Origin of the sequence: Paraliobacillus salinarum, assembly GCF_014083865.1 — a bacterium.
Classification (GTDB): domain Bacteria; phylum Bacillota; class Bacilli; order Bacillales; family Amphibacillaceae; genus Paraliobacillus; species Paraliobacillus salinarum.
Genome location: NZ_JACEFA010000007.1, coordinates 75,683 through 88,831, shown reverse-complemented (window position 1 = coordinate 88,831; position 13,149 = coordinate 75,683). Strand labels below are relative to the sequence as shown.

10 protein-coding genes are annotated in these 13,149 nt (G+C 36.1%); 6 read left to right on the top strand and 4 right to left on the bottom strand.

What is annotated here, in order from left to right:
• Position 1: 1 nt before the first annotated feature.
• The 4 genes from trpC to trpA are packed head-to-tail and all read left to right on the top strand — an operon-like array spanning position 2 to position 3,373.
• Positions 2 to 775 (top strand): indole-3-glycerol phosphate synthase TrpC, encoded by a 774-nt coding sequence (trpC, locus tag HP569_RS14465; RefSeq protein ID WP_246367045.1) that lies wholly within the window; start codon positions 2 to 4, stop codon positions 773 to 775.
• 12 nt (positions 776 to 787) lie between these two features.
• The gene (locus HP569_RS14460) at positions 788 to 1,402 is read left to right on the top strand and encodes a phosphoribosylanthranilate isomerase (protein ID WP_246367042.1); all 615 of its coding nucleotides are present in this window, start codon (positions 788 to 790) and stop codon (positions 1,400 to 1,402) included.
• Positions 1,402 to 2,604, top strand: coding sequence for a tryptophan synthase subunit beta (gene trpB / locus HP569_RS08900; protein ID WP_182200823.1), 1,203 nt, complete (start codon positions 1,402 to 1,404; stop codon positions 2,602 to 2,604). The genes HP569_RS14460 and trpB overlap by 1 nt, the downstream gene beginning before the upstream one ends.
• The gene (gene trpA, locus HP569_RS08895; RefSeq protein ID WP_182200822.1) at positions 2,597 to 3,373 is read left to right on the top strand and encodes a tryptophan synthase subunit alpha; all 777 of its coding nucleotides are present in this window, start codon (positions 2,597 to 2,599) and stop codon (positions 3,371 to 3,373) included. Before trpB ends, trpA begins: the two co-directional genes overlap by 8 nt.
• Before the next feature lie 272 nt (positions 3,374 to 3,645).
• Here the strand turns inward: trpA and HP569_RS08890 are convergent, their stop codons facing one another.
• Positions 3,646 to 4,986 (bottom strand): FAD-dependent oxidoreductase, encoded by a 1,341-nt coding sequence (locus tag HP569_RS08890; RefSeq protein ID WP_182200821.1) that lies wholly within the window; start codon positions 4,984 to 4,986, stop codon positions 3,646 to 3,648.
• Positions 4,987 to 5,231: 245 nt separating this feature from the next.
• Positions 5,232 to 6,851: an ABC-F family ATP-binding cassette domain-containing protein gene (locus HP569_RS08885; RefSeq protein WP_182200820.1), complete on the bottom strand. Its 1,620-nt coding sequence runs from the start codon at positions 6,849 to 6,851 to the stop codon at positions 5,232 to 5,234.
• A 241-nt stretch (positions 6,852 to 7,092) separates the two neighbouring features.
• On the opposite strand from HP569_RS08885, the gene HP569_RS08880 reads away from it, so the two are divergent.
• Positions 7,093 to 8,376, top strand: coding sequence for a helix-turn-helix domain-containing protein (locus HP569_RS08880; RefSeq protein ID WP_182200819.1), 1,284 nt, complete (start codon positions 7,093 to 7,095; stop codon positions 8,374 to 8,376).
• 93 nt (positions 8,377 to 8,469) lie between these two features.
• Here HP569_RS08880 and HP569_RS08875 read toward each other — a convergent pair whose 3' ends face one another.
• Both HP569_RS08875 and HP569_RS08870 read right to left on the bottom strand, forming a co-directional pair.
• On the bottom strand, positions 8,470 to 9,267 hold the full coding sequence (locus HP569_RS08875; protein WP_182200818.1) for a TIGR00266 family protein: 798 nt from the start codon (positions 9,265 to 9,267) through the stop codon (positions 8,470 to 8,472).
• A gap of 61 nt (positions 9,268 to 9,328) precedes the next feature.
• Positions 9,329 to 10,666 carry a metallophosphoesterase gene (locus HP569_RS08870; RefSeq protein WP_182200817.1) on the bottom strand — a complete coding sequence of 446 codons (1,338 nt, stop codon included), beginning with the start codon at positions 10,664 to 10,666 and terminating at the stop codon, positions 9,329 to 9,331.
• A 166-nt stretch (positions 10,667 to 10,832) separates the two neighbouring features.
• Between HP569_RS08870 and HP569_RS08865 the strand changes: the two genes are divergently transcribed.
• Complete coding sequence (locus tag HP569_RS08865; RefSeq protein WP_182200816.1) at positions 10,833 to 13,007, top strand: DNA topoisomerase III; 2,175 nt, start codon at positions 10,833 to 10,835, stop codon at positions 13,005 to 13,007.
• Positions 13,008 to 13,149: the final 142 nt, after the last annotated feature.

The window sequence follows — 13,149 nt, the reverse complement described above, 5'->3', positions numbered from 1 at the left end:
AATGACAATCTTAAACGATATTTTAATAGAAAAAGCTAAAGAAGTAGAAGTTTTAAAAAAGTTTTATTTGAGAAATGAGAAGGCCTATAATTTTTCCAAATACTCACTATACGAACGTTTTATGGAAAGCACCCATATGAATGTCATTGCCGAAATCAAACGTGCTTCTCCATCTAAAGGGATGATCAATGCAGATGTCATTCCAAGTGAACAGGCAGAACAATATCAATATCATGGTGCAGGAGCAATTTCTGTTCTAACAGATGAACCTTTTTTTAAAGGGACGATGGATGATTTGCGTGCAGTAAGAGAACAAGTCGATGTACCAGTTTTAAACAAGGACTTTATCATTGATGAAATACAAATTGATCGTGCTAGAGAAGCAGGAGCAAATGTGATTCTATTAATCGCGGCAGCTTTACCTGCTCAAAGGTTGCAACAATTATTTGATTATGCCATACAATCCGAACTAGAAGTATTGTTTGAAGTACACAATGAAGCAGAATTAGCGGTCGCTCAATCGATTGGCGTTTCAATTATCGGTGTGAACAATCGTAATTTAAAAACATTTGATGTTGATTTAGCAACGACAGAACGGTTAGCAAAACAAATAGATACATCTAAAACCCTTTTAATTAGTGAAAGCGGGATAAAAACCACTGCTGACGTGGAACGATTGAAAAACGCAGGTGCAAAAGGAATATTAGTTGGTGAAACAATGATGCGTTCACAAGCACTTGATCAAACCTTCGCTCAGCTTCAGATCAAATTATAAAGGTGGGATGGCATGTTAGTTAAAATATGTGGGATTACATCACTAGAAATTGCAAATCAGGCGATAGAAGCTGGGGCAGACTTTATTGGATTTGTTTTTGCAAAAAGTAAACGACAAATTAATATGACGGATGCAGCGGAAATTTCCCGGGAAATACCGAAGCATGTCAAAAAAGTTGGGGTATTTGTTAACGAGTCTATTGAAAATATTCATACGATCGCCACAACTGTTGGTTTAGACTATGTTCAATTACACGGAGATGAATCACCTTCATTTTGCGATCAAGTTGAGGTGCCAGTTATTAAAGCAATAAAAGTAAAGGAAAAGCAGGATGTTGAAGAAATAGCAAAATACAATTCAGTTTACTTTTTGCTAGATAGCCCACCCGGGAAATATCAAGGTGGAAATGGTGAAACATTTGATTGGGAGTTAGTCAAAGATATGTCGAAGGATAAGCACAAAATCATTTTAGCTGGCGGATTGACCCCATCGAATGTTGTTCAGGCTATTCAACAAGTTCAACCAATTGGTGTGGACGTGTCAAGTGGTGTCGAATCGAATGGCAAGAAAGATCAAAAGAAGATGTTTGCTTTTGTAAAGGAAGCAAAAAAGAAAGGTGATAAATAGTGAAGCAATATAATCAACCAAATAACACTGGTCACTTTGGAGCGTTTGGTGGACGGTTTGTACCAGAAACTCTTATGCCAGCAATACTTGAATTGGAACAGGCATATAAAGATGCAAAAGAAGATCCTATTTTTCATGAACAATTAAATGATTATCTGAAGCAGTACGTCGGAAGGGAAACCCCCCTTTATTATGCAGAGCGACTTACCAAAAAACTAGGCGGACCAAAAATCTATTTAAAACGTGAAGATTTGAATCATACAGGAGCACATAAAATCAATAATGCAATTGGCCAGGCGCTGTTAACTGTTCGAATGGGAAAAAAGAAAGTCGTGGCGGAAACAGGCGCAGGACAGCATGGTGTTGCAACAGCGACTGTTTGTGCGTTACTAGGTTTAGAATGTATTATTTTTATGGGGAAAGAAGATATACGTAGACAAAAGTTAAATGTGTTTCGAATGGAACTTCTTGGTGCACGTGTAGAAAGTGTGGATCAAGGAAATGGCACATTAAAAGACGCCGTTAACGAAGCGTTGCGCTATTGGGTTAGTCATGTAGAAGATACACATTATATTATTGGCTCTGTAGTAGGACCTCATCCATTTCCTCAAATTGTCCGCGACTTTCAAAGTGTGATTGGAACGGAAACAAAACAGCAGATACAAATGCAGGTAGGAGAATTACCAGATGCTATTGTTGCTTGTATCGGTGGTGGTAGTAACGCAATGGGAATGTTTTATCCATTCATAGACGAAGCGGTCGAATTGTATGGAGTAGAGGCTGGCGGAGAAGGGCTAGACACAGGAAAGCATGCCGCGACATTATCTGATGGTCAACGTGGTGTGCTACACGGGACAATGACCTATTTATTACAGGATCAGGCTGGCCAAATCTTAGAGCCACACTCCATTTCGGCTGGACTTGATTATCCAGGTGTTGGTCCGGAACATAGTTATTTAAAAGATGCTGGTCGTGTGAATTACTGTTCGATTACTGATCGAGAGGCGTTGGAAGGTTTACAATTACTAACTAGAACTGAAGGTATTATTCCAGCTTTAGAAAGTGCACATGCGATTGCTTATGTGACGAAGCTGGCTAAGCAAATGAGTACAGATCAATCCGTTGTTATATGTTTATCTGGAAGAGGAGATAAAGACGTCGCAACCGTGAAAGAAAGATTAGGAGGTGTGGATAATGCCTAAAGAAAAGTTAGATGTTGCATTTGAACAAGTGCTACAGAATGGCGATAAAGCCTTTGTTCCGTATATTATGGCCGGTGATGGTGGACTAGATCAATTAAATGAACAAATTTCTTTTCTGGAAGTATGTGGAGCAACAGCTGTAGAAGTGGGTATCCCTTTTTCTGATCCGGTTGCTGACGGACCAACCATTCAGAAGGCAGGAATCCGAGCTTTGCAACAAGGTGTTACATTAAAAAAAGTATTAGAGACGTTAAAGCTGGTTAAAGAGGAAAGGACAATTCCTATTGTTGTTATGACTTACTTTAATCCGATTTATGCAATCGGGATCGAAGTATTTGCCGCGTTGTGCAACCATGCCGGTGTAGACGGATTAATCATACCAGATGTTCCTTTAGAAGAAGAAGGAATCATCACAGAATATTTAACTAAAAATGACATTGCATTCGTTCGATTAGCTACGTTGACAAGTACAGCTGATCGAGTAGAAGAGATTATTAACAGAACAGAAGGCTTTCTTTATGCGGTAACTGTGACTGGTACGACAGGACAACGTGCAACCTTCAAAGATAATTTAGCAGAACATTTGCAGTTGTTACAAAAGAAAAGTACTGTTCCAGTTTTAGCTGGTTTTGGCGTGTCGACCCCTGAACAAGTGAAGGAGTTATCAGCTCATTGTGATGGTGTAGTGGTAGGGAGTCGTATTGTCGATCTCCTACATGAAAAAAATCATGACGAGATCCGTAAATTAATTCATGCCGCGAAAAAATAATGCATTCGTTTAATCCTAAATATAAAAAAGACCTAAACATAACCAAGACATATAGAATAAGAAACAAACAATTTCAAAATAATGAATCTATGGTTCGTTTTTTTATTTGAAAGTAAACTAGCTGTGGAAATATACGATACTCCTGCAGGAACAGCGCGAGCTGAAGATCCACTCATTAAAGCGTTCTTTGCTTTAATGAGTTAGCTGAAGCCGTGCCTGCGGAAAGAGAGTGTATTTCCACAGCGGTGTTTGTACTTCATATCCATGAACTTTTATTTTGATTCTTGATTCATTGCGTTTAATGCTACTTGATTCAAAAAGTTAACCGGCTTGTTAAAGTGAGGCTGGAAGAAAAAGTCTGTTAAAGCAAGCTGCTCAATCGTCATATCATTTGCAATAGCCACACTTACTGTATTGATAGCTTGAGTAAAATCAGCATCTGCAATTAATTGTGCCCCAACAATGCGATGACTATCCACCTCATATACTAATTTAATTTTCACGACATCATTTTTAGGCATAAACTCAGGACGATACGTATCTTCCATGTATGCACTACGGACGTTTATTCCTGAATCTATCGCTGCTGACTCTGTTAAGCCAGTAGAAGCAATATGATGCTGATAAATTTTAAGTCCAGAAGTACCTTGTGTGCCTGGGTATGCAAGTTTTGGCTCTACTAAATTATGTGCTACTAATGTACCCATTCGAACAGCATTTGTTGCAAGAGGAATATATGCAGGCTCTTTTGTAGGATTATAGCTCACTGCACAGCAGTCACCAGCCGCATAAACATCTTTAACACTTGTTTGCATATAAGGATCAACAACAATTGCTCCGTTTTCAAGTGTATTTAGTTGATCACGAATTAAAGCAGTGTTTGGTCTGAAGCCAATACACATAACAACTAGATCTGCGTTATATTCTCCTTTATCTGTAATAACCTTTTCAACTGTATTTGATCCCTCGAATCCAGAGACGGTTTGATCTAGTGCTAAAACTATTCCCTTTTCTTCAAAAGATTGTTCCACAGGAGTAGTGAATGTCTCATCTAAATAACGATTTAATATACGCTTTTCAGCATCAATTAGTGTAACGTTTTTTCCGTTTTCTTGGAAAGCCTCGACTAATTCTACACCAATATAACCTGCACCAACGACAACAACATTATCGACTTTTTCAGAACGACGAATGATTTCTTTTGCGTGATCGTAATTTTTACACAATACAACATTGTTTAAATCTGAACCTGGAATTGGTGGAGTAACAGGCCATGATCCAGTAGTAACAATTAGTTTATCATAAGCATAAGATGTTGCTTCGCCAGTTTCTAAATCTTTAGCTTCTAAGGTTTTATTTTGAACATCACAGCTAGTAACTTCATGCTGCATATGCATACGTACACCGTTTTTTTCGAATTGTTCAACAGATGCGTAAAACAAACCACTTGCGTCCTCAACAACACCACCAACGTATAAAGCAATACCACAAGATAAAAATGACACATTATCATTTTTTTCGAAAACATCTATTTGTGCATCAGGATATAGATTTAAAACATTAGTAATTGCAGCAGTTCCAGCATGTGTACAACCAATTACAGCTACTTTCATTTGTATCATCCTCCATTTAAGTTCATTTTTTCACAAAACTATATAAAATATGCATGTATTTGTTTATAAACTTATTATACTTTTATGTGTAATAAATCACAATGATTTGATCAATAATTCACAAAAAAGTCAAAATTGAGTCTACTCATCAATATCTTAGTTCAAGCAGGTATTTTACATTGATCTTTTTTATAAAATAAAAAAGCAGAAGCACCTCATTAAGGGGCTTCTGCCGTAACTTTAGATTAAACGTACATTGCTTCAATTTCTTTTTGTAATTTCTTATCAGCTACATACTCATCATAGCTAATCTCTTTGTCAATAATTCCTTTAGGTGTAATCTCAATTAAACGATTAGCAATACTATTAATAAATTGCTGGTCATGAGAAGTGAACAGGATTGATCCTTTAAACTTAATCAGTCCGTTATTTAAAGAAGTAATCGACTCTAAATCTAAGTGGTTAGTAGGCTCATCTAAAACAAGCACATTGGCGTGACTAAGCATCATTTTTGAAAGCATACAGCGCACCTTTTCACCACCGGATAGTACATTGGCTTTTTTCAGTGCTTCTTCACCAGAGAAAAGCATTCTACCTAAGAAACCACGAAGGAATGTTTCCGTTTGGTCTTCAGGTGAATATTGACGCAACCATTCAACTAGCGTCATATTACTGTCCTCAAAATATTTACTGTTATCTTTGGGGAAATAGGATTGAGACGTAGTTACTCCCCAAGCGAAAGAACCTTCATCTGGCTCTATTTCTCCCATTAATATTTGAAGTAATGTCGTTTTAGCTATTTCATTTCTGCCAACAAAAGCAACTTTGTCTTCACGATTTAATGTGAAGCTGACATTATCTAATACTTTTTCTCCATCAATTGTCTTAGATATTCCTTCTACACGAAGCAAGTCATTTCCAATTTCACGTCCAGGAGTAAACGCAACATAAGGATAACGTCTTGATGAAGGTTTAATATCATCTAATGTGATGTTATCCAACATTTTCTTACGAGAAGTAGCTTGCTTGGATTTAGAAGCATTCGCACTAAATCGAGCAATAAAGTTCTGTAATTCCTTGATTTTCTCTTCCTTCTTTTTGTTTGCATCTTGTGCCATCTGAACTGCTAATTGGCTAGATTCATACCAAAAATCATAGTTTCCTACATATAATTCAATTTTCCCGAAATCCACATCGGCAATGTGTGTACATACTTTATTTAAAAAGTGTCTGTCGTGTGAAACGACGATAACGGTATTTTCAAAATTAATTAGGAATTCTTCTAACCATTGAATTGCTTGAATGTCTAAGTGGTTAGTAGGCTCATCTAATAACAGAATATCTGGTGAACCAAATAATGCTTGCGCTAATAGTACTTTTACTTTTTCAGCACCACCGAGCTCGGCCATCTTCTTATCATGAGATGATTCTTCAATCCCTAGACCTTTAAGTAAAACGGCAGCATCTGATTCGGCTTCCCAACCGTTCATTTCTGCAAATTCTCCTTCTAATTCAGCAGCACGCATTCCATCTTCTTCGGAAAAATCACTCTTCATATAAATAGCGTCTTTTTCTTGCATTACTTCATAAAGTCTTGTGTGTCCCATGATAACTGTTTGTAATACAGGATATTCTTCATAAGCAAAATGATCTTGCTTTAATACAGCTAGGCGTTCTCCTTTTCCTAAAGATACATGTCCAGATTGAGGTTCGATTTCTCCGGATAGAATTTTCAGGAACGTTGATTTTCCTGCTCCGTTCGCACCGATCAGTCCGTAACAGTTTCCAGGTGTAAATTTTATATTTACATCTTCAAACAATTTCTTATCACCATAACGTAATCCAACATTTGTAGCTTGTAACATAAGTTTATTATTCCTCCACAAAATTCGTAATCAAAGCTAGCTTAAGCGATAAAGTCACATTAGTCAATCTAACAAGTTTCCTATATAAAGAAAGTAGCTATTTCTATACAATGAATATACAATAAAATTATAACAATTTTATTAAAATCGGGAACGTTTAATACAAATCATACGTCTTAATGAATGATTATAAAAAATATCATAACTTATCAACAGTAGAAATACTAGGAGAGTGACTGCGTTGACGACTGGAATTGGTAACAAAATAAAATATTATCGTATGAAAGCAAAAATGACTCAAGAAGAATTAGCATCCGGTGTAGTATCTGTATCTTATTTATCAAAAATTGAGCATGATAGTGCAGAAGCAAATCCTGAAGCGATTGAACAATTATGCCAGAAGTTGAACATTAAACCTATTCGAACGCATGATGAAATGATTTATCATCTAAGTGATCAATGGCACAAACAATTGTTATTTGATGATATCGAAAAAGCATACGAGACGTACCAGTTATTAAATAAAGATATGGAAAAAGTTATCGATGCTGATCTATATTGGTTAACTGATTTACATCGTCTTTATTATTATGTTATAACAAAGCAATATAATAAGGCTAAGGATGTGTATCAAACCCTTAAACAATATCATCATACATTTAATGATGTGGAAAAGTATTATTGGTACAAGTTTTCAGGCTGTTATTATTATGACGTAGAATTGTCTTTTCTAAAAGCTTATGGACAATTAAGACGTGCAGAAGGGATCATTAGCTTGCAATTGAAAAATTACAATGAAGAAATTCATGATCTGTATTTTAAAATTGCTAAGCTGTCCACTAAGGTTTATTTTACGTATCATACAATGGTTTATGTGGAAAAAGCGTTAGAATTTTATCGTAATACATACCAATTAAGACGTTGTGCAGAATGTCAGATGATCAAAGGAATGGCATACACACGTATGAATGAATTAGAAAAAGCAAAGCATAGCTTCCAATTAGCTTTTTCCATCTTGGAGAGATATGAAGACAATGAGGTTTTGGCAGCAACCAATCGTGAGCTAGGTGAGCTATATAATCGAAATAATGAATCAATCGAGGCTATAAAGTATTTTGAAAAGGCCTATCACGTTGCAAAAGATAATGAACCTGTTGAGCAATTTAGAGCGATGTTATGTTTAATGAAGATTTATGTGGAGCAACAAGCACTTGATCAGGCGAAAGAATGGTATCAAGAGGCAGCGGCTTTCTATCCAATAGTAGATTATATACCTGTCAATTATGTCTATGAATTAAAGACGTATTATTATCTTATACATGGATTTGATCGATCATTTGAAGTGTTGATGGAAAAAACGGTTCTTCCATTTTTAAAAGAAAAAGAACAGCACAAACAATACAGTAGGTATCTATTGCTAATGGGTGACTATTATTACGAAAACAGAAAATATAAGTTATCATCTACCTGTTATAAACTAGCACATGAATCAGTCAATCATATTAAGATGAAGGACAATTTATAATAAGAAACAAAGCTTTATAAAATGTAACTAAGAGTTGTAAATAATAAAAAGTGATCATCAACAGTAGTGATATTTGATGATCACTTTTTCTAATTAATTTCGATCTCCACCTAGAATATCGAATAGACCTCCTGCAATACTACCTTCTCCTTTAGAACCACCTTGTTTCGGCATTGCAGAGAAGACGCGGCTAGCTAAACGGCTAAATGGTAACGATTGCACCCAAACCGTACCTGGGCCACGGAGTGTAGCAAAAAACAGACCTTCCCCGCCAAATAGTGCGGTTTTTATTCCGCCAACAAATTCAATGTTATAATCAATATTACCAGTCATGGCAACTAAACAACCTGTATCTACACGAATGCTTTCACCGACTTCCAAAGTACGCTTGTGAATAGTTCCACCCGCATGAACAAATGACATGCCATCGCCTTCTAATTTCTGCATAATAAAACCTTCGCCACCGAAAAAGCCAGTACCCATTTTCTTCTGGAATTCGATACCAACGGAAACACCTTTAGCTGCTGCTAAGAAAGCATCTTTTTGACAAATTAACTTTCCATCAATTTCACTTAGATCCATTGGAATAATCTTACCAGGATAAGGAGAAGCAAAAGATACACACCTTTTTCCAACCGATTCATTGGTAAAAGCAGTCATGAACAAGCTTTCTCCAGTGATGACACGCTTACCAGCTCCAAGTAATTTTCCCATTAGTCCTGACCCTTGAGAAGAAGATCCGTCCCCAAAAATGGTTTCCATCTGAATGCCGTCGTCCATCATCATTAAACTTCCAGCTTCGGCAACGACAGTCTCATTTGGATCTAGTTCTACCTCAACAAATTGCATGTCATCTCCGTGTAGCTTGTAATCAATCTCGTGATTATTCATTTAATGCACCATCTCCTCTCATTGTTATATCCATTGTACATAAAAAAAGATACAAATAGCCTTATTTTTTTGAAAAATCAATAAAAAGTTTGTTATCCAGTTGATTATTGTCTGTTTTAATACTTTTCATATAACGATGCAAAAAAGTGTCTTTTATTTTTTCCCACTCTTTCTCCTCTTGATCGAGCTCAAGGTCTGATTGATTTAAATATTCTGTTCCAGAGAAGAACCGCTGATTCATTACAATCATCCTGTTTGCTAATTCTTCTTTTTGTTTAAGCGAAAGAGAGGTTTCTTTTAAGCTGTTATAAGCTAAATGATATGCAAATTTACTAAAATAAGAAGCAGAATAGGAGTCGAATGCTAATAATTTCTTTTCCTTTTTATCATTTTTCTTTGCCCATGATTCAATATCTAACCTTTTAGTCTCATAAGTTAAATTTTGCCTAGTAGCATGATAATTGACCACTCCATATTGTTGGGGATAAACAGATAATCCACTAGTGGCAATATCATAAATATCTTTTGTCTTGTGGATATTCTGTGCATGGATATGCCCAGATAACACAATTGGTGTAGCATATTGATGAAATAATTCTGTTGCTTGTTCTTTATTGTCTAATGTATAACCATCATGAAATGCTTGATTATGTTCGGCTAGGTTATGATGCATAACAGGAATAACTTGAGCGTTATTTTTTTCTGCATAATTATAGCAAGCCTTAACCCATTCGATTGTTTGAGTAGACAGAGAGCCATTTAATTCTGGAACCCCTGTATTTTTATTATTTTTGTAATGATTCGTATCAAGCATGAGTAGCCAAACGTTTTCAGAAGGTGCCGTTAAATAACTTAACGAGATTGGGTCTTTAGAAATAGCTTTTTTATACCCAAATTCATGATAAATGGAAGAAAAATCACTAGCTTTAATACTGTCTACTTTAATCTGCTCAGATCCGCTAAATTTCCGTGCCCACGGGTTATTGATGTCATGGTTTCCGGGAATAACATAAACATTTGTTCCGTTATTTTCTAAGCTGGCTAATCGTTTAGCAATAGCTTCGTGACTAGCTTTCTCGCCATTATTGGTTAGGTCGCCACTTATAATCACTGCATCAGGTTTCATTTGATTTACTTCAAAAGCAAATGTATCTAAAATAGCATTCATATCTTGTAATTGTTTGCCGTCTCCAGACTCGAGATATTTCTGAAATGCTCTTCCGTTGTCGGTTAAGGAATCAGCTAAGTAATGCCAATCTGTTGTAACGAACAAGCTCAAGTCTTTTTCCTTTGTAATGTAACTTGATGAGGGATCTTTAAATGAAAATGAAGCTTCATCCTTTTCCACATCACAACCTATAAGCAAAATACTTATCAAAATAATATTAACAAAACGCATGAATACACCACCTTATTGTTCCTAACCTTAGTATAGACTACCAAAATAAGTTCATTCTAGCGCTTTTGATCTCATTAAATCAGATGTTTGAAGTAAATATCTATTTCAACTTTCAACACGAATTGTGTTAAAGTTAGAGAAGTATCACTCGAAAGGGATGGAACAAATGGGTAAAACAGTTGTATTAGCAGAAAAGCCTTCAGTAGGTCGTGATATTGCACAAGTATTGAAATGCAATAAAAAAGCGAACGGTTATTTTGAAGGATCAACATATATTGTAACGTGGGCGCTAGGTCATTTAGTTACGCTAGCAGATCCAGAGGCATATGACGCAAAGTATAAAACATGGAAGTTAGAGGAGTTACCAATGCTTCCGGATAATCTCAAGCTTGTCGTGATGAAAAAAACAAATAAGCAATTTCAAACAGTGAAAGCACAATTGCAGCGTAAAGATGTAGACGAAATTGTCATTGCAACAGATGCGGGAAGAGAAGGCGAATTAGTTGCACGTTGGATTTTATCTAAAGCTCGTGTGAATAAGCGTGTGAAGAGATTGTGGATTTCTTCTGTAACAGATAAAGCCATTCAAGACGGATTTCAAAAATTAAAGCCAGGAAAAGCATACGAAAATTTATATGCAGCTGCTGTTGCAAGAGCGGAAGCGGATTGGTATGTCGGCTTGAATGCGACAAGAGCATTAACAACAAAGTTTAATGCGCAGCTTTCAAGTGGTCGTGTACAAACCCCGACCCTAGCGATGATTGCTAAGCGTGAAGAAGAAATCAAGCGATTTAAGCCAAGTGATTTCTATGGGCTAGAAGCACAAACACAACAAGGCTTCAAATTAACATGGAGAAATGCAAACAATGAAACGCGTATTTTTTCAAAAGAGAAGGCAGAAAAACTGGCTGATCAATTAAAAAATAAACAAGCGAAAATTACACAAATTGATAAAAAAGAGAAACGATCCTATGCCCCGCCTTTATACGATTTAACGAGTTTGCAACAAGAGGCTAACAAAGCATTTGGTTTTTCTGGTAAGCAAACCCTATCGATCATGCAAAAGCTATATGAGCAGCACAAAGTGTTAACCTATCCGAGAACCGATTCTCGTTATCTTACATCTGACATTGTTCCGACCCTGAAGGATCGTGTGGAAGCATGTGGGGTGCAGCAATATGCCAAAGCTGCTGCAATTGTATTGAAACATGGCATAAAAGAAAACAAATCATTTGTGGATAATAAAAAAGTGTCTGACCATCACGCGATTATTCCAACAGAACAACCGGTTAGCTTGTCTGATTTGGATGATAAAGAACGCAAAATTTATGATTTAGTTGTAAAACGTTTCTTAGCAGTGCTATCTCAAGCATATATATATGAACAAACCGCTTTGGAAGTAAAGATAGATACAGAACGTTTTACTGCAAAAGGGAAGAAAGTAAAACAATTGGGTTGGAAAGAAGTATATCAAAATCGTTTCCAAGATGATCGTGAAGAGCAAGACGAACAAACATTACCTGATTTGCAACAGAACGACCTGCTGACGGGAGTTAAAATTCGTCAAACAAATGGTCAAACAAAGCCACCAGAGCGATTTACAGAAGGAACATTATTACATGCAATGGAAAATCCGGTCAAATATATGGACCAAAATGATAAGCAATTAGTTAAAACAATAAATCAATCAGGCGGATTAGGTACGGTAGCTACTCGTGCGGATATTATCGAAAAATTGTTTGCTACACATTATATTGAAAGTAAAGGGAAGTTCTTGCATACAACCTCAAAAGGGCGACAATTGCTAGAATTAGTGCCAGCTGAACTCCAATCTCCTTTACTAACAGCGGAATGGGAAGAGAAATTAACCGCTATTGCAAACGGAAAATTAAATAAAGATCAGTTTATTAAAGAAATGAAAGATTATGCAAATACGGTTGTACAAGAGATCAAGCAAAGCAAGGAAAATTATAAGCATGACAATATAACAGGAACCAAGTGTCCTAGCTGTGGTAAGTTAATGCTTGAGGTTAATGGTAAAAAAGGGCGTATGCTTGTCTGTCAAGATCGCTCTTGTGGCGACAAAAAGCATATTGCTCGGAAAACAAATGCTCGTTGCCCGAATTGCCATAAAAAAATGGAAATGCGTGGTCAAGGTGATTCCCAAACGTTTACTTGTAGCTGTGGTTATCGTGAAAAATTATCTGCATTTCAAAAAAGAAAGCAAAAACAGACAAATCAAAAAGCAAATAAACGTGATGTGAACAAATATATGAAGAAACAAGATGATGATTTAAGTAACCCTGCATTAGCAGAAGCATTAGCTAAATGGAAAAAATAAATGATGAAGCAACAAATGAAATAGCGTTTCCTATCCAATCTTAAGAAAGTCTTAAGATTTATCATGATTGAATCTTAAGATTTTCTTTATAAGGTATTAGTAGTCTCTTTAGATTGAATAAATGTTGTATTTGTCATATAAT

Bases quoted from the DNA above. Each gene is read 5' to 3' on its own strand.
- trpC (WP_246367045.1), top strand. From the start codon at position 2: ATGACAATCTTAAACGATATTTTAATAGAAAAAGCTAAAGAAGTAGAA.
- HP569_RS14460 (WP_246367042.1), top strand. From the start codon at position 788: ATGTTAGTTAAAATATGTGGGATTACATCACTAGAAATTGCAAATCAG.
- trpA (WP_182200822.1), top strand. From the start codon at position 2,597: ATGCCTAAAGAAAAGTTAGATGTTGCATTTGAACAAGTGCTACAGAAT.
- HP569_RS08890 (WP_182200821.1), bottom strand. From the start codon at position 4,986: ATGAAAGTAGCTGTAATTGGTTGTACACATGCTGGAACTGCTGCAATT.
- HP569_RS08870 (WP_182200817.1), bottom strand. From the start codon at position 10,666: ATGCGTTTTGTTAATATTATTTTGATAAGTATTTTGCTTATAGGTTGT.
- HP569_RS08875 (WP_182200818.1), bottom strand. From the start codon at position 9,267: ATGAATAATCACGAGATTGATTACAAGCTACACGGAGATGACATGCAA.
- HP569_RS08865 (WP_182200816.1), top strand. From the start codon at position 10,833: ATGGGTAAAACAGTTGTATTAGCAGAAAAGCCTTCAGTAGGTCGTGAT.
- HP569_RS08885 (WP_182200820.1), bottom strand. From the start codon at position 6,851: ATGTTACAAGCTACAAATGTTGGATTACGTTATGGTGATAAGAAATTG.